The following is a 23,195-nucleotide window of genomic DNA, read 5'->3' as shown; positions in this document are numbered from 1 at the left end:
CCTTGCCTATGAGATGAAAGTTTCCCAACCGCTATGTACTTGTCTCACCTAATTGTAGCATATTAACCCATATGTGGGAATGTTTAACTGCAGAAGCAAATCATTTTTTTCTACTATAAAAAACAGCCCACCCCCAACATTTTCTAAGGGTTAGGCTGTTTCTCTTTTACTTAAATTGCTTCAAAAGACGCTTCGCCGTTCCATTCGGCGTGTTGATGACCTCGTACATATTGACGACTGTGCCAGAGTCCATTTGATCGATTTTCACACCTGAGATACTGATCTTCTGACTGCCGCTCGTTAATTTATTCGTACCCGTCAATGCAGCATCTTGGGTACCAAGGATACGACCGAAGGAATCCATCAGTTCAAATTGAATTTTGGAGAAATTCGAATCGATAATGACTTGATCCTCATGGGAAATATCCATATCCAAACGGAGGATATACGAGTATGATCCACCGCTATAGTTCCAGCTAACCGTGCTGTCATTGATTTTAACAGAGAATGGATAGATAGCAATGGTATCTCCTGCATCTTCTTCCTGCAACGCTACTTTGAACGTCCCCACCGACACGTTACCTTCGGAAACGGATTTATCATCATATACGTTAAGAGCGAATGCTTCCTCCTCGGCAGCCGTTTGGTTCGGCAGCAAGTACGAATAACTGACCACGTAAGAACTTCCTGGTGTAAGTTGTGTTGCGGCCCCACTTTGGCGCGAGCCTGTGTAGGCATTGCCTTTCCCATCAATGAGCTCGTTCTGCAGCTCAGGCAACGCGAGCGTGCTCGTGCCGTTGTTGGTGATTTTGTATTTGGCAATCGCCGTTTTGTAGCCGAGATCATCGTTCACATGCGCATGAAGCTCAACTAACGATACGTCGAGATTGGCATTGACGATGGAACTATTGCTGAATACAAGCTTGCTGCCCATCTTGTAATTTACGGCTGTGGTGAAGCCATTTTTCGCCTCGCTTGCACCTTTCAGCAGGAACACAGCCACAGGCTGTTGCCCTGTTGTTGCCGTCGCACTGCCTCCAGTTCCCGCCGACGTCCCGCTTCCCGCTGTGCTTGCCGCTGCTTTCTGCCACAGCACCAGCTGTGCCGCATTCGGATCAACACCAGTCGGCAGTGTCGCGTTGAAGTAATACGTCGCCGTTTCCTTCGGAGCCAGGAAGCCGCTTCGCGTGCTGTTATCTGTCGATGATACGGATGAGCCTGAGTCGCCGAATTGATAAGAGGCCAGCAACGAAGGCACAGGAGCGACTACGTCGCCATCATTACTCAGCGTAACCACCGTTTGCACATGGACACCATCTGCTTGCGTAGAGTACGTAGATGAGCTTGCTTTTGCCGTCACCTTCTCGCCATCCTGTTGTCCGGCATAGCTTTGTTTCACGCCTAGGGCTACTGTACTCAGCGATGAGTTCATGCTCGAGGTGCCCAACGAGACATCCTCTATTTTATTGAAGTAATAATATTCCAGCGACAGTCCACTTGTAGGCATGCCCTTAGAAATGAGCGTTTTGAGTGTCAACGTATCGGATTGATTCGGCAAAATAGACGTATCCGAACCGCTCGCAATCGTCGAGGTGTATTTCAACCCGTTCGCGTCCACAAGTCTAACTAACAAGCTTTTCGGCACCGTAACGCTGCTTGAGCCTAAATTTTTGGCAGCAACTTGCGTGTACATATACCATTTACCATTTTCAGTCACACGTACGCTCTGTCCTAGTTGAAAAGCAAGCGAAGCATCGTTCGCGAGTGTGCTGTCCAGCGTGCGCAAGCTGATGATTTCCTCTGGCGCTTCCAACTGCCCTTCTTGGATCACTGATGAAATCGGCAGCTCACCCAGATGATTCATGAAATCCGATTTATTATAATCCCAACGGAACACATCCACTTTCAGATCAGCAGCGGATTCACCAGCCGGTAAGTTGGCATAGAAGCGGAAGCTTTGCTCTTCCCCGCCATTTACAATCCCACTCTTTTTCTCACTTAAATTGGCTGTGTAGCTATGTCCTGCACCATCCGTCACACGTACACCATACTTGTTAAAATCCAACGTCTGATTTTCCCCATTATGAAATAATACGGAGAATTGCAGGGATGAAGAAGATAGTGTCGCTTTGCCCAGCATAAAATACGAAGCATTCGAGATAAAAACGCCCTCATTCGCAGCATGTGCCTCTGGAGCCGGAGCTGCCCACGAGGCAGCCAGCAAGCTTCCTGTCAGCAGTACAGCTAGACTAGTTTGTTTCAGCGGGATCGATGTTTGTTTACGAATCATGGTACAAACCTCCTGTTGCCTAATCGAAACGCAGGGCGTCGATCGGTTTTAATTTTGATGCTTTATTTGCTGGATATAAGCCGAAAATGACACCAACGAGTGCTGAGAATAAAAACGCATAGAGCCCAATATTGATCGATAAGCTCGTCTCTTGGCTTGGATTGATATATGGCCAGGCCAGCGATAAGCCAACCCCTACAAGTAAACCGATCAATCCGCCCATCCCACTAATTAAGGTAGCCTCAACTAGGAATTGCAGCAAAATATTTCTTCGCTTCGCCCCAATCGATTTCCGAATCCCGATCTCTCTTGTTCGCTCACTTACGGTCACAAGCATAATATTCATGATCCCAATTCCCCCTACGAGCAGGGAAATCGCAGCGACAGCGACCAATTGATTGGTCAACGTGCTGGATGCCGTTTGCCTTGCGCTTATGAGCTCGGATGAGTTCAAAATATTGTAGCCAGTCGTGCTTTTAAACTTTTGAAATAAATAAGCTTCCAAGGCTACTTGTGCACGGGCGACGAGATCGCCAGAGGATGCTTCCACATAGGCAGTCCGAATGTTCCCTAGCTTAAAATCCCTGCTCATCGTCGGCAGCGGTACAAACACGGAGCTGTCCAACGAGGTACCGCTCGTATTGGAGCCCTTCGTTTGAAGAACACCGATAATCGTGTACATGTAGCCTTTCACGTTAATTTCTTCGTCGATCGGGTCTTCCTTACCGAAGAACTTCGTTGCCACTTCACTCCCGATAACCGCAACGTGATTGCGGAAATCCAGATCAGCCTGAGCGAGGAAACGACCGCTAGCCATCTTCCCTTTTTGCAACTCCAAATAACGGTCATTCGTTCCGATCACATTGTAGCTTTCGGTTGTCCGATCAAATTTGATCGAGCTGTTCTGCGTCATCGTCGGGGCAATCGAAGAAATGCCCGCAGTCCCCTCAAGGGTCATGAACTCATCGTAATTCAACTGCGTGGCGCGCCCGTTCCCTTGTAAATTAACCGTTAGAAGGTTCGTTCCTAGCCCTTCGTACTGCTTTTCGATGGCTTTGGACGTCCCTTGACCGATCGACACGAGCGTGATAACCGAAGCAACCCCGATAATAACGCCTAGCATGGTCAGAACCGTTCGTAAGGGATTCGAGCGAATCGTACTCATCGCCATTTGGAAAAGCTCCCAAATTCTCATGAATGCGCCTCCTCTAGCTTAGGCACTTCAACCGACCATGCATCATTGCGAGTGTCGCTGACGATTTCACCATCGCGCAGTGCCACCACGCGCTTCGCATTGTCTGCAATGTGATGATCATGGGTGATCAAGACAATGGTATTGCCCTGCTGATTTAACTCCTTGATCAATTCGAGCACCTCGATGCCCGTCTTCGAATCCAGCGCACCTGTCGGTTCATCCGCTAATATCAGCGACGGTGAAATCGCCAACGCTCGCGCAATCGCTACCCGCTGCTGCTGTCCACCCGAAAGCTCACTTGGCTTGTGATGTCCACGATCACCCATCCCGAGCTTCTCCAACATCCGCTTCGCTTGCTCTCTCCGCTGTTTCGTTGGAATCCCGGCATAAATCATCGGAAGCTCGACGTTCTCCGTCGCTGTCAGCCTGGGCAACAGATTAAACTGTTGAAAAATAAACCCGATTTTCCGATTGCGCAGCTGAGCAAGTCCGTTGTCTGACATTTTCTCCGTTGCCACGCCATCCAATGTATATGAACCTGATGTCGGGCTATCAAGCAGCCCAATTGTATTCATCAACGTCGATTTCCCCGATCCACTGGGACCAATAATGGCGACAAAATCGCCTTCTGCAATATGCAAGGTTATGCCGCGCAAAATCTGCAATTCCTCCGCACCACGGGTATAACTCTTCGTGATCTCATTTAGCTCAATGATATTCATCCCATTAGCTCCTTTCCGAGCGAGGCTAGCTCCTTATTGACGCGCTCCGCCGCCGCCAGCATTTCCACCACCTGTGAAGCCTCCGCCGCCAGCCCCACCTGCACCGCCGCCTTGGAAGCCGCCTGCTCCACCAGGGAAAGCACCTCCGCCAGGGAAGCCTTGCTGTTGTTGGTTCGTCGTAGTTGTCGCTCTGCGCACAGGCATCACAACCTCTTCGCCCTCTTTTACCCCGCCAAGTACTTCAACTTGCGTTTTGCTGCGGATACCAACCTGCAGTTCACGCTCTTCGGTCGTGCCATCGGCCTTTTTCACCGTAACCGTTGACCTGCCTCTTGTTGTCGTCACCACTTGAATCGGCAGCACAAGAATGTCCTTCTTATCTTGGATGAGAATTTCAGCTGTCGCCGTCATCGCATATTTCAAATCGTTCTGAGCGGTATTCGGAATCGCTACAACCGCATCATACGTGGTCACACCATTGGTCGTTGTTCCGACATTCGAGACAGAGGTCACTTCACCTGTAAAGGTTTTGCCTGCAATTGCATCTACCTTCACGTTAACCTTTTGCCCCACCTTCACCGTTGTCAGATCCAGTTCATCCACCGCAATCGCGAGCTGCATCGTACTTAAGCTTGCAACAGCACCGAGCGTTGTATTCCCATTGATTTGTGCGCCCACTGGATAATTCCGAAGGACATTGTTTTTACTATTGGCAAAATCCGCCGAGAACACGCCATCAAACGGAGCTTTGATCGTTAATTGATCGATTTTTTGTTGGGCATCGCTGACACGGATCTTCTGGCTTTCAATCGCCGATTGCTTCGAGATAATACTCTTCTGAATGTCGTCATTAAAAAGAGTCACAATCAGATCGCCTTGTTTAATCGTATCGCCATCTTTGAATTTCAGCGTTTTCACCGTTCCGCTAGCTTCGGAGAAAATGGAAGCCGTACGCACATAAGCGAGTGCTGCCTGATCAGAGGAGTCTACCTTCGTATTCCCGCTGCCAATGCTGCCTTTGACTTTCAACCCTGCCGTAAGCGTGCCATCGTTATCGACCATTACATCGACCAATACCACTTTATTTCCGTTGGCATCAGCCCCAATTTCATGACCAATCGAATCCACAGCGCCAACCTTGGATAACAAATAGCCATCCACGCTCAGCTCCACAGGGTCGCCTTTCTTCAATTGCACCGCTTCTTGCAGTGAAAAAGGCAGCTTCACCTTAAACTGCGTTGTATCTGAAATCGTCCCGATCTTCGTCGTTTTATTAACCTGACTGCCAACGTCAAAGTTCGCATTCAACGAAATCTTGCCGGACATCGGAGAGGATACGCTCATATTTCCTTGCTCATTCTGCAATTCGGCTAGATCACTCTCTAGCTGCTGCAAGCTCACTTGCGCTTCCTTCAGATTCGTTTCCGTTGACGGAACAGAAAGCTCGACAAGCACGTCACCTTTTTTGACCGCTTGATTCTGGGTTAAATTCATCGTTTTGATGATCCCTTCCATCGGAATCACAATATTTTGCTTATCCTTAGCGTCCAATTGGGAGGTCCCTGATACCGCCATAGATATGGCTCCTTTGGCCACTTTCATCGTCGTTTGTTGTGTTGCCGCAGCTGCTGGCTTCGCTTTATTATGTACATAGTAATATGTACCCGCCCCACAAAGGATGGCCGCTAGGGCTACGATGAGCCACCTCTTTTTACTGCTTGCTTTCATCCGTCATAACCCCTCTCCCGGTTTCCATAGACACTCCTTGGCCTAGGTCGTACAATCTTCACAAGATGTAGTCTACTAGGGGCGACTGAAACCTGTCTGAGTGTGGGCTGAAAGGTAGTTGAACGAAAGCTGAGTGTTTGCTGAAAATGGGGACGAGATTCCGAGCCTGTTCCACCTCAAGCACAAAAAAGCCACTCGCATAGCGAGCAGCTTTTCATAACTTCCCCTTAGTTTGTAACTGTTGGAGCAGGTGTTGCTGTACCTTTGGATGCGTTACGATCTTGACGTTCCGGACGACCTTGCGCACCTTCAGGGCGCTGACGAGCCGTGCCTTTTTCCTCAACAGCCTTCTTGATGGAATCCGTCATGCCGTCTTTAATTTTACTGATCAAATCATCTTCGCTAATGCCTTTCGCTGTTGCGATATCCACGAGGGATTTGCCGGATTCAAGCTCAGTTCTCAGCTCATCTTGTGTAATGCCCAAAATTGTCGTGATGACCTCCGGATTGCCGAAATGTCCGCCACCGAAGCCTCCTGGACCTCCTTTACCGCCAGGACCGCCTTGACCGCCTTTACCGCCACCAGGGAAGCCACCCTTAAAGCCCGTGCCGTCAATTTGTTTCGTTAATTGGTCGCTCAGACCTTTGATGATCTCATCTGCCTTCTCTTGCGTCAGCCTACCAGCTGTGACTTCAGCTGTAATCGCAGCTGTCTCTGCTGCAACAAGCTTGGACAAGTAATCTTCCTTCGTCAAGCCTTTTTCAACAGCCAAAGCTGCTAGTGTTTTATCCGCCTTGAGCGCTTCCTGTACAACACTTTCTTCCACACCTAGAATCGTTGCCGTTTCTTTAATCACTTTGCCGCCACGGAAGCCACCGCGATCTCCCATTTGACCACGACCGCGATCGCCGAAGCCTTTATCTGCTTTATCGGCTTTTGGCGCTGTTGTGCTCGTTGACGTACCTGTTGCTGTATCTGCGAATGCTTCATTATGTAGGGCTCCTACTAAGCCAACTCCGATGACAAAAGATGCTACTAGCGAACCTGCGAGAATTTTTTTGCTGATTTTTTTCATAATTGTTATTCCACCTCATCTTTGGATTTGTGTTTTTGTTTCCCTTACAAAACCTAGTATAGGCCCCTTACCTGAAACCCATCTGAGCGTAAACTGAAGGTTCGTTGAGAGCTATCTGAGCATTGGCTGAAAAAGGAGTGGTAAATAAATCCTTAAATTTACGTACTGGTGTTCTCTTTTCGGCAATGTTTATGATAAACTAAGGAGCATATGAGCACTATTCCAAATAGAAGGGACGCTGAATCATGTCTTATCGTAAAGAACGCAACAAGCTGATCGCTTACTGGGTAACTACCATCCTAGGACCTGCAAGCTTCGTGATTGGCGGATTCTTCTTCATCACGCATGGTGAGCAGCAAATCGCGACGTTGAACGGACTCGGATATCCCGAGTATGTCTTAACCATTCTAGGCTTCTGGAAGCTAATGGCCGTCATCGCGATTCTGATCCCGCGTTTTCCGCGATTGAAAGAGTGGGCTTACGCTGGCTTTTTCTTCGAGCTCACGGGAGCCGCAGCTTCGCATATTCTGAATGGCGACAGCCTGGCTCTCGCTGCTCAACCGCTGGTGTTTCTAGCGCTCGTCATGGCCTCATGGGCACTTCGCCCGCGTAGCCGCAAGCTTGTCTCTTAGTCGCCGTTATTCCACAACAAAAAGAAGCTGACGCATCAGCGCAGCTTCTTCTCTTTTACGCTACCTCGGCAACCGCACGATGAACGTGCTTCCCTCACCGACCACACTCTCCACATCGATTGTTCCACCGTGCAGCTCCACAATAGAACGAGTAATCGACAAGCCCAAGCCCGCCCCGCCGCTCCGTCTAGCCCGCGAGGAATCGATGCGGTAGAACCGATCGAACAGATGCGCAATATGCTCCGGCGCAATCCCTGGACCATTATCACGGACGGCAATTTCGATGCCTCCACTCGTTTTCGTGAGTGAGACTCTCACTTCACCTGTCTCCGGATGCGTATGCTGAACCGCATTGTGAAACAGGTTGAGAACCACCTGCTTGATTTTGTCCGGATCACACTGACACTGTGTCTCTGGCTCCAAAAGGAAGGTGACTGTTCTCTCGCCTGCAAGCAGACGTAATTGGTGCTCCATCTCATGAAGCAAGTCGTCCATGGCTGCCTCCGTCTTCTGAAAAGACGGCGTTCGATCGAGCCTCGCCAACAGCAGCAAGTCCTCGACTAATTTATTGATGCGAACGGATTCGCCATGCATGCTTCTCAAAGCTTTCAACAGCTGTTCGGGCTGTTGATAGGCTCCGCGCAGAAGTACCTCCAGGAAGCCATGGATAGAGGTCAGCGGTGTGCGAAGCTCATGCGAGGCATCCGCAGCAAAACGGCGCATTTGTTCTTTCGCTTCCTTTTCCGCCTCAAAAGAAAATTCCAAACGCTCTAACATACTATTGAACGAAGTCGCCAAGCGATCCATCTCCGCCTGTCCTTGATGATCGGGAAAGCGTTCATTCAGGTTACCCGAATCAATACTCTTCACCGTATCCACCAAGTTAGAAAGTGGCACGAGCGTCCGTCTCAACACCGGCAGGAAGCCAAGCAGCCCAATCACCATCGCGAGCATGGATAGAAACAAGAACGTAAGCAGCTGCCTTAGAAGAACATCTTTAATTGGAGCTGTGTTGGTGCTTGCTTGGATGAGCGCCTGATAGCCGCGGGAACGATCAGGTTCTCCGCCTCCTATTTGATGAAAGACAACCAGCTGTTCGTTCCCTTGACTGTCTTTCATAATCAAATGTTCCTGCTTCTTCGTTCTCTTTTGCAGGATTTTCAAATATTCTTCCTTGTCTAACTCCAAAGTCGACTGTTCATCCTGCGATGAAACGAGTTTATATGTCCCTTTGTCATCAATGAGGGCAATCGTTAAATCCGGCACGAAAATCCGTGGGCCTTCGCCGAAATTGTCCTGCCGATTGTTGCGCATGAAATCCTGCCTAGGAAGGAATGGACTCGTTCCCTTATCAAGTCCCTGCTCAGCTCGAAGCCACACGTTGGGCGGCAGCGCAGCAAGCTGGTTGCGAATCGTCTCCGCCTTATTTTGAAACATGAACTGCTGCATGAACACATATTGAAACACACCAATTAACAGCAAGAGTGCGGACATGACCAATAACGTGCGGGATAAGATTTGAAACTTTAAGGACCGGGTCTCGAAGCTATTTGCCAACCAGCCGCGCGTCTTCATGTCAAATCCATCCGATACCCCGCACCGCGAATGGTGCGAATCAGCTTATGCTCCTTATCTCCAAGCTTTTCGCGCAGGGAGCGTATGTACACTTCCACAATATTTTCTTCGCCGCCAAAATCATATCCCCACACTTTATCCAGAATCATCGTTTTACTGAGCACGAGACCGTGATTGATCGCCATGAACTTAAGCAGTTCGTACTCCGTAGGTGACAGCTCCAAGATCCGATCATACATGGAAATCTCTTTGCGGCGATCATCCATACGTAATGGCCCAATAATGACTTCCCCGAATAAGTTTGGAAAATGGTTCCGAATCCGTGCGTAGATGCGCGCCAGCAGCTCCTCAAAGCTAAACGGCTTGATCATGTAATCATCGGCTCCTAATGTGAGCCCCTTCACCCGATCGTCGATTTCATCTTTGGCTGTCAACATAATAACCGCGACATTGTCCGTCTTCTTAATCATGCGGCACACCTCGAACCCGTCCATACCAGGCATCATGACATCCAGAATCGCGATATGCGGCTGAAATTTATTACAAGCTGTGATTGCACTGATGCCATCCTGTGCTGTCATCACCTCGAAGCCTTCGTTCGTTAGCCCGAGCTCTAGAAATTCTAAGATATGAGGCTCGTCATCGACGAGTAAAATTTTAATTCCTTTTAATTGACGCATCTGCATGCCCATTCGACTCCCCCGCATTTCATTCGTACACGACTTCTACAATCAGTATCCCATATCCTGCCTAAAAGCAATCTGAGCAGCAGCTGAAAGCTTGCTGAAAATCAGAGAATCTTCAGCCATTTTTCAGCTAACGATCAATTGAATCTCAGATAACTCCATTATACTTATCTCATCTAATTAAAGGATCGATGAGAAAAGAGGAATTCCCGATGACGAAGCATACACAAACCTTCCTGCCTTTTCATTTTCATACGATAAATTCGACCATCGAACTGCTGCTTCCCTGTGAAGAACGTCAACAACTAGGTATACAAGATATCGTCAAAGATTGGTTTGGACGTGAGGAGAAAAGGTTCAGTTCAGATTTGGCTGATAGCGAAATCAACCTTCTTAATACGTTGGCAGGTGAAAGCTGCCTCGTGTCCACGCCTATGCTGGAGGTACTTTTTCTTGCTGAAATGTATCAAGCTATCACGGATGGCAATTATACACCGCTGCTTTCTATCGATTCACCCCCGGGAACGCCCAAGCAAACGCCAAGTCCACTTGGCTGGCGAGTCGATCCAACCATTAAATCGGTCACACTGCCTCCGGATACACGTATTCATTTACAAGGTCTGGAGAAAAGCTGGTCGCTGAAACGATTCGTCCATTATATGAAGAAAACCTTATCGCTTTCACGGGGGCTCATGCTATCCGAGGGTGATGTGACGGCATGGGGGCAATCTGGGGCTCAGCAGGAGCCATGGAGGATTGGGATTCAAAATCCATGGAACAAGAACGCCAAACTATGCGCGATTGTGATGCTGGAGGGTGCGCTCTCTACGTACAGCCCGCTTCAGGATCACAGGCAGGGTGACGCTTGCAGCGATGTGCTGCAATGTACTGTCGCAGGTCATGATCTCGTAGAATGTCACGTATGGGCACGATTGCTAGGTTCACTTGGGCTGGATGCTGGGCTATCCCTGCTTGCCAAACGCAGCGAAGCCTGTGAAGCTGTTGTACTTTCCATGCAAGGCGAGCTCCACTACTATGGGCAGAAGTCCTCTCTCGAAACGAAATGGCATGACCTTCGTGTGGATCATTTTCATTTTAGTGAAAGACATGGTAGGGATGATGTTGATAGCTTCGCTTAAAAGATTTGCTTTGAAGATCATTTGTGGATGAAATTAGAAAAAAGGGGCGTTATCCACAATTCAACCTCATTTATCCACACTTGAGATGTTAGTTACCCACAAAAACACCTGTTTTATTAACAAGTTATCCACGTACTGTGTGTATCTTTTGGATAAAGAGCCCTTCGCATGCTATGATAGTACAAAATACGCGAGGCAGGGGCTTTATGGAATGACATATGATGTAATCGTAATTGGCGGCGGTTCTGCTGGCCTTATGGCTGGCATTGCCGCAAGCAGAGACGGCGCAAAAGTACTTCTCGTCGATAAAGGAGATAAGCTGGGACGTAAGCTCGGCATTTCTGGCGGCGGCAGATGCAACGTGACGAACAACAAAGACATGGATGAATTGATCAAGCATATCCCCGGCAACGGGCGCTTCCTTTATAGTGCATTCACCCATTTCGGGAATAAGGACATTATTGCGTTTTTTGAAAATCTCGGCATCCACCTCAAAGAAGAGGACAACGGTCGAATGTTTCCCATCAGCGACAAGGCCAAAACCGTCGTCGACGCGTTGATCGGCCAAGTGCGGCGGCAGGGTGTCGAGATCCGGACGAACAGTCCGGTCAAAAAGGTGCTATACGCGGACGGCCGCGTAAGCGGCGTCCAGCTGCAAGGCGGAGAGACACTGAACAGCCACGCTGTGATCGTCGCATCCGGCGGATGTTCTGTCCCGCACACCGGCTCCACGGGAGACGGTTATGCTTGGGCTGAGGCGGGCGGGCATACGATCACGCCGCTTTTTCCGACCGAGGTTCCGTTAACCTCGAAGGAGGCATTTATCCGCAGCCGCGAGCTGCAAGGACTGTCCTTGCGCGACGTGACGCTCAGCGTGCTGAACGCGAAGGGGAAAGCGGTAATCGCCCATCGAGGCGATATGCTGTTCACCCACTTCGGTCTGTCTGGGCCGATTGCGCTGCGCTGCAGTCAGTTCGTCGTGAAAGAGCTGAACAAATCCGAGCGCAAGGAAGTGCTTGTCACGGTGGATTTGTTCCCTGAGCAAAGCGCCGACGAGGTATACAACGAGAGCATGGCACTTGCCAGAAGCGATGCGAAAAAAGCGATCAAGAACGTGCTCAAGCCCTTGCTGTCGGAGCGGCTCATCCCGCTTCTGCTCGCTAAGTCTGAGCTGGACGAGCAGCTCACGTACGACAACATCCCGAAACAGAAATGGCTCGAGTTGTGTAAGCTCATGAAAGCCTTCCCTATTGTCGTCAAAGGGACGCTATCCTTAGAAGAAGCTTTTGTCACCGGCGGCGGCATTCAACTCAAAGAAGTGGATCCGAGCACGATGCAGTCCAAACTCGTTCAAGGTCTCTACTTCTGCGGAGAAATCCTCGACATTCACGGATACACGGGCGGGTATAACATTACCGCGGCGTTTTCGACGGGGTATATGGCGGGTACGCATGCGGCCATGCAGGAAACGTACTAAGCCTGTAAGCCAGGTTCAGGTCCTTCTTCTACACGAGAACATCCCCCAAACAAAAAAAGACGAACGAACACCCCCATGGTGTCGTTCGTCTTTTCTCTATTTTCACGTTCTGCGATTAAGCAGTCGCTAATTCCAATTCATCTTCCTCGTCACGATCGAACGCAGCGCGGTCGAATTCGCCTTCGGATTCTGCTACAAGCAATGCTGTAACTGTTGTTCCTGTTGCGTTTACAGCTGTACGACCCATGTCGATCAACGCTTCAACGCCGATCACAAGTCCCATACCTTCAATCGGCAAGCCAAGCGCAGTCAATACAACGGTCGTGGAGATCGATGCAGGACCTGGTACACCAGCTACCCCAATGGAGGAAATAACGCTCACTAGAATCAACAAAGCATATTCGGAGATACCTAATGGAAGGTTATACACCTTAGCTACGAAAATCGCCACAACCGCCGGCCAAACACCGCCACAGCCGTTGAAGTTCATCGTTGCCCCAAGCGGTGCCACGAAGCTGGCAATACGCGGTGATACGCGTAGACGTTTCGTAATTACTTCCAAATTCACTGGCAATGTTGCATAGCTGCTGCGAGTTGTAAATGCAACTGCAATCGTCGGGTATGCCTTTTTGAAGAATTTAATCGGGTTAACTTTCGCTACAAGCAATACAAGTCCACCGAATACCAACACAAAGTGGATAATTAATGCCACATAGGAAGTCAAAATAATTTTAGCTAACGGCTCCAATGTTTCCCAACCGTATTTAGCTGCCATTGCCGCGATCAACGCGTACACCCCAAAAGGTGTCAAACGAATTACATACTTAACAACTTGGTGCATAACAGCCGTAGCGGAACTAAAGAACGCTTTCACGGTTGCTACAGCCTCAGGTTTTTTGGAACCTACTGAAACGATAGCTACAGCTACGAAAATCGCGAAGATCAGAACCGGTACTACTTTACCAGCCGCCATGTCGCTAATTGGATTGGATGGTACCAGATCCAGAATAACTTGAGAGAAGGTCGGAATTTCTTTGGCTTTAAAATCCTTCGGAACCGCTTGCGCGATCCCATTACCTGGATCAATCGCTAATGCAACTAGAAGACCGATCAAAGCTGCGATCCCCGTTGTAGCTAGGAACCAACCAATCGTTTTGAAGCCTAGTTTACGAAGCTGAGCCATACTGGACAACGAAGAAATACTGTTAATAACGAGAATGAAGACCAGTGGCATTACGAGCATTTTGATCAAATTGACGTAAATTGTTCCGATTGTACTAACACTTTTAAATTGCAGACCTGCCTGATTGAAAATGACCCCAGCTACTAGACCAAGACCTAATGCGATAAATACGCGGTTACCGAAGCTGACTTTCTTCTTGCCTAGAAAAACGAGAAAACCAATAATTACGATTGATACGACTAAGCTTACCCAGTTCGTTTGAAACGCGGATACTAGGTTGTTTTCCATGTTCATCATCTCCTTATTCCTACGAAGTTACTTGGTTTAATTGTGATAAGAATATGACATCTTACACCACATGTCAATGGTTAATTTTTGCGAAATGACAAAAAACCGAACTATTCCCTTTTTTATACAAGGGTTGATTCGGTTTTAAGCCTTTTCTCATAAAACACGCTAAGTAAATTACCTAAATCGTGTGTTGGTCATGCACGATGGCTACTAGATACCACTGTGAGCCTGCATACGTAAAAACAAGTCGTAAACTGGTCCAATCCATCCCTTGATACTGCGGATCAAAACCAGGGAAATGATACTCAACGGTTATATACGAAGTCGCAGGGTATACACTGAACACATTGTTGATCATGTTCCCTTTGCCTATAATCGTGTTATAGCTAATCTGGGGCGCTGCGGCAAAGTTAGCGTTATACACAAACTTCGCCCAGTAATTCGGGAAAGTAAGGTCAATCGGGTCACCTGACCCATCGAAAGTACCCCAGTGCGTGAGACTTGGGCTAGCCCAAAGCGTCGCAAGGTTGCTGCCTAGAACTTGAACGTCTGTCGCTGTGTAGATATAGGAATACGGAGAGAATTGCACACCTTTCTGCGGATGCACAAGGCTTGCAAGCTTCGTTATATTGGTCTCCTTCAGCGCGGTTATCACTTCTTGGGCCCTTGCTTCGATTACTTTCTTGGCATCCGCCGCTGTAGCAAAGCTTGGGGGTGTTGCAGCTGGCGTAGGCTTCGAGCTAGCTGTTGCCTGCGGCTTCGTCGTCGATACCGGTGACGTTGTCGCAGACGGTAGCGGTGTTGATGGCATGGCTGTTGGTGCGGGTGACCCAACCGACGTTGGCTCAGGGGAAGGCGACGAAGTGACACTCGCGGTTGGTTGCGTCGTTGGTCCGGAGCTACTCATGACCCCACTATCGGTTTGTTTCGCGCTGCATCCTGCTAGCGTGCTGACCAAACTGACCATAATCACAGCAATGGCGATCTTCCTCCCACTTCCCATGAAAACCACTCCTTCTTCAATTGTCTTCCTTATTACACCAAACGTATGCGGGGGGCCAAAGGTTACATGCTATACCTCTACGCTCAAAATAAAAATGAAAAAAGGGCTCCACTCCGCATACACGGGATGGGCCCTTTTCCAATGCCACTTAAATCCGAATACCGGCGCTAAAATGATTATAATCATCAGCCGAAGGATCGAAAGCCGCCTCATCATCACTCGGCAGCGCATCTCGATCCGCCACCACAGCTGATGCCGCGTAGCTGTCGGACCAATCCTCATTCACGGTGTGTGCCGGAATGCGAATGGAGCCCTCCAGGTCATATGCCATCGCGAGGGTGGCCTGCTCGGACTGCATCTGCGGCCGATCCACGAGCCGCCCGCCGTGCGACTGGGCAATTTCGATTGCCGAAGTGATCTCCTGCGCATCTAGATGGATGTGCAGCATCGCGCGCTCCCCTTCCAGCAGCTCCGGCTTATAGCCGAGCTCTTCTAAGGTATCTAGCGCAAGCAACGCATCGCGCGTTTGATCAAATTCAAAAAAGATAGGAACAAAGTCCTTCATCTAACAGCATCCTTTTCTTCTTAAAGTTTTTAGCCAGAAAAACTGGCATCGTAAGCATAAGCTTAAATGGAAAGTCTGCCCTTAGGTTTGACCAATTGTCCCTATCCTATTCGAAACGCTATTCCTTCTTGCGTGCTTCTTGAACGAATTGGAGCAGCTCCGCATGATATTCCGGTACAGCTGCTACTAAATATACCGCCTTGTCCGATCCCGCTTCCTCTATACTTGCTGCTCCTCCGAGCAACGCGATGGGATTGCCCATGAAATCTGTCACCTTCACACCAGCCTCCTGCGCAAGCAGCAAGCCAGCATATAAATCTTCTCCTTCGGAGTTGTACAAGACAACGCCGTGCAGATCGCCTCTGGCCAACATCGCCCACACCAGGGTAGGGGCCCATAAACGCATCACTCTTTTGACCGAATACTCCAGATGATGCCGGAGCGCTAACGCCCGCTGATCGTCTTTCGTTACAGCATGTCCTTGAATCCATGAAATCGTGGACTTCGCCAGAACGCCGGAAGGCTTCGCCGCAAGCTTCCTATCACCTTGCCATGCCCCTTCGTCTTGGACAGCCACATACGTAAGTTCCATGGCCGAATCATGAACGACGCCTAGCACGATGCGCCCTTGGTAGCTCAAAGAAATCGAAACGCCGTACAAGGGAATGCCCAATGCAAAATTATTTGTTCCATCCAAAGGATCAACATGCCACACCCAATCACTCGCTGCGCCGCCTTCACCTGCTTCTTCACTGTAAATACGATGAGTTGGAAATACACTCAGGATGTCATCCACGATGAGACGATCCGCCTGTACATCCACCTCTGTCACCAAATCACCGCGCTCATCCTTGTGCTGAAGGATGAATTGACCACCGAAACGTTGCTTGGCTAGTAGTCCAGCCTTCACAGCTGCCTTGACGGCAACTTCCCTTGCTAATGTCCATTCGTTACGATTCATTCCCTTCAACCTCCCCGCATGATCACTTCTACCCTTCCATACTACCATATCCTACCTAAGAAAGTTGCATGGTGACCTAGGCTTTGCATTGACAAGCCACCTGTTCATAAGTGATAATATAGCAAAATCAGAAGGCGACAAGAGCTGTCGAAAGGGGTATTTGCGAGTATGGTAAAGCATCATCAGCACAAGATTTTGGATTGTACGATTCGAGACGGCGGTTTGATTAACGATTGGGATTTTAGTGTGGAGTTTGTCCAAGACATGTATCGCGGCTTAAGCGCAGCCGGCGTAGAATATATGGAAATTGGTTATAAAAACTCAGAAAAGCTACTAAAAGGCGGAGCATCAGGCCCTTGGAGATTCCTTAATGAGTCCTTCTTGCGTGATGTTATCACCAAAAAAACAGATACGAAGCTATCCGCTCTTGTTGATATCGGACGTGTGGATGAGAACGACATTTTGCCTCGTGAAGACAGCTTACTTGATTTGATCCGTGTTGCTTGTTATATCAAGGATGTAGATAAAGGTCTTGAGCTTGTACAGAAATTCCATGATATGGGTTACGAAACGTCCCTGAACATTATGGCGCTTTCTCACGTCATGGAGAACGAATTGACAGAAGCCTTTGAAGAAATCAACAAAAGCCCAGTAGACGTTGTCTACGTCGTAGACTCCTACGGCAGCATGCAATCCAAAGACATTGATTACCTAGTTTCAAAGTTCCAACGCTTGCTTCCTGAGAAGGAACTTGGCTTGCATATGCACAACAACATGCAGCTTGCTTTCGCTAACACGCTAACTGGTGCTTCCAAAGGCGTTACTTTCTTGGATTCCTCCGTTTACGGAATGGGCCGCGCAGCTGGTAACTGTACAACTGAATTGTTGCTCAGCCACCTCAAAGGCGCGCGTTACGACGTTCGTCCTGTGCTTGAAATTATCGAAAAGCACATGATTAGAATGCGCGAGAAATGGGATTGGGGCTACCTCATTCCTTATATGATCGTTGGTGCTTTGGACGAGCACCCTCGCACAGCCATGGCTTTGCTTGACTCAGCAGAAAGAAATAATTTCGTTGACTTCTACGATCGTCTGACTTCCGTAGAAATTTCCCCAGCAGCAAGCAAAAGATAATCCATTCAATCTTAATAACCCCTATTCGCCAGCTCAGAAGGTTCGCCTTCTGACAGGACGACTAGGGGTTTTTTCGCCACATGGGTACCCGCTACTTGATAATTTTTGCCGAAACGACATAATTTTCTGCGTAGGCCCGATCAATCAAGAAGATGAAGTCCTCCCCATCTCTTCGATTTAAATTCCTTCTTGGATGAACCTCGATATAATCATTCTCAATTAATACCGTACATTTCTCATCGGCATAAATCAATCCATCTTGTAAGCGGCTTATGGCTTCCATCATAACTTCCCGTGACTTCAAATCTCCTAGAATCTCCACATAGACTTTTGCGGTAGCATCGTGATCTTGGAGTAAAATCGCTACCTTATGTTTGACTTTGATACGCACCTTCTTTTTTTGAGTTATGCTCATAGGTTCTACTCCTTCACTCGTCTATGCATTCAGTTTATGTCGGAACTGGGTAAGGTGGACTAGGCTAATGGACATTTTAACTAACCACAGCTTGTTGGTGTTCAGGTATTTTAAGGCATGGAAGGATATTTTTACCCAAATTTGAAAATAGTAAGATCATCAGCAGGTCAGGGGGGTTCTTCGTGATTCAAGTACTCTCGACATGGCAAACATTTTGTCTCATGTTTTTATTCCAGCTAGGTACGACGATTGTATTTGGCTTCGCTGGCGGCGCTAAGCAGGACGCTTGGCTTGCCGCTTTGATCAGCGCAACGATCGGAATAGGCATCGTGTGGATGTTTACACGTATTTACGAACGCAATCCAGGTGAAACCTTAGTTTCCCTGCTACAAATAACCTTCGGGCGACATCTCGGTCACCTTTTAACCACTTTTTATATTTGGGCATTTGTTTACGAGGCTGGAAGAATTCTGCGGGATCTCGGTGAGCTTATGGGAACATTTCTACTCCCTAGCACACCAGCTCCCTTCTTAATGCTGCTTCTTGTTACCGTCGTTGCTTATGCTGTTTATGCTGGTATTGAACGAATTGCTCGGTTAGCTGAACTTAGTATTATCATCGTATTCTTGTTTACCTTCATCCAGCTGATCTTACTCTCATTCTCAGATGTCATTAACTTCGCTTGGCTGCTGCCCGTTGCATCAGACTGGAAAAGCATTGGAGTTACGGTATTCCCGCTTGGCCTAACAACGACATTCGGTGAAATTGTGGTCTTCGCTGTTTTCTGGAAATTAACTGTCCAACCTAGCAAGTTTCGCAAAGCTGCGCTGTACTCCTCCCTCATGGTCGGCGCTGTTTTCGTCATTCTAGATCTCATTGCTGTCAGCACATTAGGTCCAGATCTGTTCTATCGCTCCTTCTATCCGCTGTTAACCAGCTTTCAGCTGATCCGAATCGCCGATTTCATCGACAATTTGGATCCTTTTGTGGTAACGACCTTCATTACAGGCGGCTTGTTCAAAATCATTCTATATGCCTACGCGGCTTGCTCAACCATCACGACGCAGTGGAAAACGGAGAATCACCGTGTTGTTATTATTCCAGTCACTTTACTGATTTGGTTTATTTCCATTTTCACCTCCAAAAATATAGCAAGCCATATTTTTGTAGGCCTGAAGGTTGTGCCTTGGATCATTGAGCTCCCGTTATTCGTCGTGATCCCATTCGTTATTTTCATACTAAACGGTGTATTTAGAAAGCGCAGCGTAGAGAGCTAAGGAGGATAACATGATGCAACAAATGCCTGTTGATGAAACCATCGATATCACAAGGCTTCAAACTGATATCAATCAACAGCTTGATCAGGATCCTGATTTAGTATTTGTACACATACGCTCTACACTCATTGCCTACATCTCGGGATTGGTCGATGCTGAACGCATAGAACGAGAGATAACGAAACCTTTAACGCAGGCACAGCCAACGGCAGAAACACTTTCCTCTCACCTTTTAACACCGGAAGTCAAACAAACCGATCACTTCGAAACGCTGATTGATAGTCTTCTTACTGGCTTTGTTATGATTGCCGAACAAGGTCAGCTGCAGGTGCTTCTAGCCAATCTGGCCTTCATGCCACACCGTAACATTGAGCAGCCCGAAACAGAGTCAGGTGTGCGCGGTCCAAGAGAGGGCTTTACAGAGCTCCTCGAGACGAATGTCGCCTTACTGCGTCGTCGCTTGAAAACAGACAAAATGCGAATCCGAACCTGGCAGATCGGCGCACTCAGCCAAACCGAGGTCCGGTTGATTTATCTGGAAGGGATCGCTGATCCATCGATTGTCGCTGAAATTACCAAACGACTATCAGCGATTCGTATTGATGCCGTACTGGAAAGCAGCTATATCGAGGAGATGATCCGAGATAACCCTTTTAGTATTTTCCCAACCATGGAATATACGGAAAGACCAGATGTTGTAGCAGGAGCACTTCTAGAAGGAAAGGTATCCATTTTCACCAATAATACCCCTTTCGTATTACTTGCTCCCTTTCAATTCTGGTCGGCTTTTCAAGCCAGTGAAGACTACTATTTGATGTTCACCAGTGCAACCTTTATACGGTTTATTCGCTCTCTGTCTATCATTCTGGCTCTTCTATTGCCTTCTCTCTACGTTGCCATTACAACCTTTCATCCGGAAATGCTGCCAACGAATTTACTCCTTGCTGTTGCTGGGGCGCGTGAAGCCTCTCCTTTCCCAGCTTTAGTCGAGGCGCTCATCATGGAAATTACGTTCGAAGCACTCCGTGAAGCCATACTTCGCTTACCTCGTGTCATGGGACAAACCGTCAGCATCGTCGGCGCACTCGTCATCGGTCAAGCCGTAGTGCAAGCAGGTATAGTATCTACACCAATGGTCATCGTCGTTTCGGTGACGGGAATTGCCTCCTTCATGATACCGCGTTATAACATGACCTTTTCCATACGGATTATGCGTCTGTTGCTTCTTCTTCTCGCAGGCACATTGGGATTCGTCGGGATCCTGCTAGGACTGTTTACACTGGCCATTTATTTAACGGGTATCCGTTCCGTGGGCGTTCCCTACTTGGGTCCGATTGCACCGTTGAAATTAAAAGGTTTACGGGATTTCCTTATCCGTTCCCCGCACTGGTTAATTGACCGTGATCTGGTCTCCACATCGCCAGAGGCAGATAAGAAGAGGCACAAATGATGAGAAGACTGCGTCTATTCGCAATCTACGCAATGATTCTTGTCCTGCTAACGGGCTGCTGGGATCGCAAAGAAATTAATGATATCGCCATCCTGCAGCTTTCCGCATTTGATCTCATGCCAGAAACAGGCATGTACCGCGGCTATGCCCAGATTGCGATTCCCAAATCGATCGGTGCGGGTCAACTGACCACAAGTGGTGGCACGCAACAAAAAACGTATATGCCTCTCGTCGATTATGGTAAAAATATGGAAGATATGACATTGAAGCTAGAGCGCAGACTTTCTAGAGATTTATTACGTTCGCACCGCCGAATTCTCATTGTAGGCGATAGCTTAGCCCGTCACGATATTGCACCTTTACTTGATATGGTTTCGAGGAGTCCCACAAACCGACTGCGAACCTACATCGTGGTTGCACGAGATTCCGATGCTAAGCATCTCGTCGAATCCGAATATCCTCTGGAGGCGACAATGGAAGAGACGCTGCGCGAAATCATGGTTAGAAAGATGAACACCCCTTCTATGCTTCGTGATTTTTACGCCTCCTCCGCAGGTCAAGGCATTGAGCCCGTTGCCGCAGCATTTTCCGTGGACAAGGATGGTAAACTTCTGTTGAGCAGCTTAGCTTTGTTTAAAAAAACAACCTTAGTCGGCTATGTTGACAACATGCAAGCTGTTGCTCTTACGACTTTATTAGGAAAGAAACCCTTTGGAGATGTAGATATTGCCCTTACAGGTCAGAAAAGTAAACTATCTATTCGAATTACTCAGTTGAAAGTAACGAAACGAGTAAACATTGTGGATGAGCAGCCCGTGTTTACATTAGATATTTCAACTACTGGCCGCATCATGGATAATCGCACGCAAGTAGACCCCAGTGATCCAGCCATTACGAAGCAGCTCAATGAGGCATTTCAAGAGCAAATCACGGACGTCTACCAACAGCTCCTCCATACCCTGCAAACAACCTACAAAACGGACTGTGCAGGTCTTGGGCAAACCATTTATCACAAATACCCTAAGTTTTGGAAACGTATTGAGGAAAAGTGGCCTGAACAATTTCCAAACGTAGATGTCCAGATGAACGTGTCTGCTAATATCTCAGAATTAGGCGTTCTGGGTGCTCCCTATTACTTAAGAGAGGATGAGGTGAGCGAGTAATGTGGCTCAAAATCACCGCACTTACGGTTCCATCCCTCATTATCACCATCCAGCAGTGGTCCTATTGGACGAAACATGGAACACGCAAGCAAGCGATTATATACCTCCTGTGGATGATTATCACTTGGGGACTAGGTTGCGCCTTCATCAGTGGATTCCGTTTGCCAGAACCAACGAAACCGTTATTTCCGAATTGGAAGTAAGAATGGCTTAATCTCCAGTAGGGATTGTCCCTCCTCACGTTTACGCTCCTGCCTACATACATTGCTATCATTGATGTGATGTTGGGAGGAATTACGTTGAAGATGGACAATTGGCATGGGGCCACCTCATTCTGGCTTTATCCTGTTGATTTGCTTGTATTTGCCCCGCATCCGGACGATGAAATACTCGGGACTGCTGGTACGATCATGAACGCCATTGCTTGCGGTAAACGGGTTCATGTTGTGTTCTTCACGAATGGGGACGGCTACCCGGAAGCAGCCTCTCTCTTGTTCAATAAGCGTCCCGAGGAGCTCGGGCCAGCACATTATATGGAGCTGGCACGGATACGCCAGCAAGAAGCGATGACAGCCGCGGCGCTGATCGGACTCCGCCCGCGAGATCTCACCTTCCTCGGCTATCCCGATGCCGGGCTCGATAAGGTTTACGCTGCGACTGGGGCGATGTCGCCTTTTCAGCAGCAGTTTACGCAGCGGCAGGCGACCTATGGGGGACTCGTGCCTGATTTTCACTCGCAGGTTTACGGCTGTCCCGCACCCTATCGTAAAGCCTGTGCCCTCAGCGATACGAAGGCGTTAATCACGATGCTGCAGCCCAAAGAGATTTATGTCACAGATGCCGCCGATACCCATCTAGACCATGGGGCCGCCCATGCTTTCGTCATGGAGGCCGTCTCGCAACTTCGTTATACGGGTGCGGTTTACACCTATTTGATCCATAGCGGTGCGGAATCTCAATGGCCTTGGCCTCGGGGTATCACACCAGAACAGCCATTCGAGGCCCATCTCGTTGAAGGACATCGTGTCCCTATGAACGTGCCATGGCCTCCGCCTATCCGCCAACCGCTGACGCTAGGTCAAGCCTATTGCAAGTGGCAGGCACTTCTTGCCTACCGCACACAGGTGGCTGTGGAACCGGAATTCCTGCAATCCTTTATCAAATGCGAAGAGATTTTCTGGATACCAAATCGGATAAACGTATAATAATCAATACCGCTGCCTTCAAGCAGTG

Annotated in this window: 21 protein-coding genes; 9 read left to right on the top strand and 12 right to left on the bottom strand. The window is 48.4% G+C overall.

The genetic code is table 11. The features are described from left to right. Nucleotides 1-166: 166 nt before the first annotated feature. The 5 genes from AC1DVJ_RS06080 to AC1DVJ_RS06060 form a co-directional block, all read right to left on the bottom strand. Nucleotides 167-2,290, bottom strand: a complete 2,124-nt coding sequence (locus tag AC1DVJ_RS06080) for a hypothetical protein (protein ID WP_477589150.1) — start codon at nucleotides 2,288-2,290, stop codon at nucleotides 167-169. 19 nt (nucleotides 2,291-2,309) lie between these two features. Then, nucleotides 2,310-3,485: an ABC transporter permease gene (locus AC1DVJ_RS06075; protein WP_477589149.1), complete on the bottom strand. Its 1,176-nt coding sequence runs from the start codon at nucleotides 3,483-3,485 to the stop codon at nucleotides 2,310-2,312. Further along, on the bottom strand, nucleotides 3,482-4,207 hold the full coding sequence (locus AC1DVJ_RS06070) for an ABC transporter ATP-binding protein (RefSeq protein ID WP_477589148.1): 726 nt from the start codon (nucleotides 4,205-4,207) through the stop codon (nucleotides 3,482-3,484). The genes AC1DVJ_RS06075 and AC1DVJ_RS06070 overlap by 4 nt, the downstream gene beginning before the upstream one ends. A 33-nt stretch (nucleotides 4,208-4,240) precedes the next feature. Continuing rightward, entirely contained in the window at nucleotides 4,241-5,935 is a 1,695-nt protein-coding gene (locus AC1DVJ_RS06065) for a permuted SH3 domain-containing protein (RefSeq protein WP_477589147.1), read from the bottom strand. 227 nt (nucleotides 5,936-6,162) lie between these two features. Beyond that, entirely contained in the window at nucleotides 6,163-7,011 is an 849-nt protein-coding gene (locus AC1DVJ_RS06060) for a hypothetical protein (RefSeq protein WP_477589146.1), read from the bottom strand. A 245-nt stretch (nucleotides 7,012-7,256) separates the two neighbouring features. Here AC1DVJ_RS06060 and AC1DVJ_RS06055 point away from each other — a divergent pair, with 245 nt between their 5' ends. Then, nucleotides 7,257-7,643, top strand: coding sequence for a DoxX family protein (locus AC1DVJ_RS06055; protein WP_477589145.1), 387 nt, complete (start codon nucleotides 7,257-7,259; stop codon nucleotides 7,641-7,643). A gap of 60 nt (nucleotides 7,644-7,703) precedes the next feature. On the opposite strand, the gene AC1DVJ_RS06050 is transcribed toward AC1DVJ_RS06055, so the two are convergent. Together AC1DVJ_RS06050 and AC1DVJ_RS06045 are read right to left on the bottom strand one after the other, a co-directional pair. Further along, a complete protein-coding gene (locus tag AC1DVJ_RS06050; protein WP_477589144.1) occupies nucleotides 7,704-9,218 on the bottom strand; it encodes a sensor histidine kinase in 1,515 nt (504 codons plus the stop codon). Then, nucleotides 9,215-9,898 carry a response regulator transcription factor gene (locus tag AC1DVJ_RS06045; RefSeq protein WP_477589276.1) on the bottom strand — a complete coding sequence of 228 codons (684 nt, stop codon included), beginning with the start codon at nucleotides 9,896-9,898 and terminating at the stop codon, nucleotides 9,215-9,217. The genes AC1DVJ_RS06050 and AC1DVJ_RS06045 overlap by 4 nt, the downstream gene beginning before the upstream one ends. Before the next feature lie 218 nt (nucleotides 9,899-10,116). On the opposite strand from AC1DVJ_RS06045, the gene AC1DVJ_RS06040 reads away from it, so the two are divergent. Both AC1DVJ_RS06040 and AC1DVJ_RS06035 read left to right on the top strand, forming a co-directional pair. Beyond that, a complete protein-coding gene (locus AC1DVJ_RS06040; RefSeq protein WP_477589143.1) occupies nucleotides 10,117-11,043 on the top strand; it encodes an FAD:protein FMN transferase in 927 nt (308 codons plus the stop codon). A 211-nt stretch (nucleotides 11,044-11,254) separates the two neighbouring features. After that, complete coding sequence (locus AC1DVJ_RS06035; protein ID WP_477589142.1) at nucleotides 11,255-12,520, top strand: BaiN/RdsA family NAD(P)/FAD-dependent oxidoreductase; 1,266 nt, start codon at nucleotides 11,255-11,257, stop codon at nucleotides 12,518-12,520. Between the two features lie 115 nt (nucleotides 12,521-12,635). On the opposite strand, the gene AC1DVJ_RS06030 is transcribed toward AC1DVJ_RS06035, so the two are convergent. From AC1DVJ_RS06030 to AC1DVJ_RS06015, 4 genes are all read right to left on the bottom strand, one after another. After that, complete coding sequence (locus tag AC1DVJ_RS06030; protein WP_477589140.1) at nucleotides 12,636-13,991, bottom strand: dicarboxylate/amino acid:cation symporter; 1,356 nt, start codon at nucleotides 13,989-13,991, stop codon at nucleotides 12,636-12,638. Between the two features lie 181 nt (nucleotides 13,992-14,172). Further along, nucleotides 14,173-14,997 (bottom strand): hypothetical protein, encoded by an 825-nt coding sequence (locus tag AC1DVJ_RS06025; protein WP_477589138.1) that lies wholly within the window; start codon nucleotides 14,995-14,997, stop codon nucleotides 14,173-14,175. 148 nt (nucleotides 14,998-15,145) lie between these two features. After that, a complete protein-coding gene (locus AC1DVJ_RS06020) occupies nucleotides 15,146-15,562 on the bottom strand; it encodes a BRCT domain-containing protein (RefSeq protein ID WP_477589136.1) in 417 nt (138 codons plus the stop codon). A gap of 118 nt (nucleotides 15,563-15,680) precedes the next feature. After that, nucleotides 15,681-16,523: an inositol monophosphatase family protein gene (locus AC1DVJ_RS06015; RefSeq protein ID WP_477589135.1), complete on the bottom strand. Its 843-nt coding sequence runs from the start codon at nucleotides 16,521-16,523 to the stop codon at nucleotides 15,681-15,683. 168 nt (nucleotides 16,524-16,691) lie between these two features. Here AC1DVJ_RS06015 and AC1DVJ_RS06010 point away from each other — a divergent pair, with 168 nt between their 5' ends. Then, nucleotides 16,692-17,657 (top strand): aldolase catalytic domain-containing protein, encoded by a 966-nt coding sequence (locus AC1DVJ_RS06010; RefSeq protein ID WP_477589134.1) that lies wholly within the window; start codon nucleotides 16,692-16,694, stop codon nucleotides 17,655-17,657. Nucleotides 17,658-17,748: 91 nt separating this feature from the next. Here AC1DVJ_RS06010 and AC1DVJ_RS06005 read toward each other — a convergent pair whose 3' ends face one another. Further along, nucleotides 17,749-18,072 (bottom strand): hypothetical protein, encoded by a 324-nt coding sequence (locus AC1DVJ_RS06005; protein ID WP_477589133.1) that lies wholly within the window; start codon nucleotides 18,070-18,072, stop codon nucleotides 17,749-17,751. A 182-nt stretch (nucleotides 18,073-18,254) separates the two neighbouring features. Between AC1DVJ_RS06005 and AC1DVJ_RS06000 the strand changes: the two genes are divergently transcribed. The 5 genes from AC1DVJ_RS06000 (at nucleotide 18,255) to AC1DVJ_RS05980 (ending at nucleotide 23,167) form a co-directional block, all read left to right on the top strand. Beyond that, nucleotides 18,255-19,349, top strand: a complete 1,095-nt coding sequence (locus tag AC1DVJ_RS06000) for a GerAB/ArcD/ProY family transporter (protein WP_477589132.1) — start codon at nucleotides 18,255-18,257, stop codon at nucleotides 19,347-19,349. A 10-nt stretch (nucleotides 19,350-19,359) separates the two neighbouring features. Further along, a complete protein-coding gene (locus tag AC1DVJ_RS05995) occupies nucleotides 19,360-20,799 on the top strand; it encodes a spore germination protein (protein WP_477589131.1) in 1,440 nt (479 codons plus the stop codon). After that, nucleotides 20,799-21,962, top strand: a complete 1,164-nt coding sequence (locus AC1DVJ_RS05990) for a Ger(x)C family spore germination protein (protein WP_477589130.1) — start codon at nucleotides 20,799-20,801, stop codon at nucleotides 21,960-21,962. The genes AC1DVJ_RS05995 and AC1DVJ_RS05990 overlap by 1 nt, the downstream gene beginning before the upstream one ends. Continuing rightward, nucleotides 21,962-22,165 (top strand): hypothetical protein, encoded by a 204-nt coding sequence (locus tag AC1DVJ_RS05985; protein ID WP_477589128.1) that lies wholly within the window; start codon nucleotides 21,962-21,964, stop codon nucleotides 22,163-22,165. The genes AC1DVJ_RS05990 and AC1DVJ_RS05985 overlap by 1 nt, the downstream gene beginning before the upstream one ends. Nucleotides 22,166-22,267: 102 nt before the next feature. Continuing rightward, on the top strand, nucleotides 22,268-23,167 hold the full coding sequence (locus AC1DVJ_RS05980; RefSeq protein WP_477589274.1) for a PIG-L deacetylase family protein: 900 nt from the start codon (nucleotides 22,268-22,270) through the stop codon (nucleotides 23,165-23,167). Nucleotides 23,168-23,195 lie beyond the last annotated feature (28 nt).

It is taken from the genome of Paenibacillus sp. P4_A9, assembly GCF_056402415.1.
This window is presented reverse-complemented; position numbering and strand designations above follow the sequence as displayed.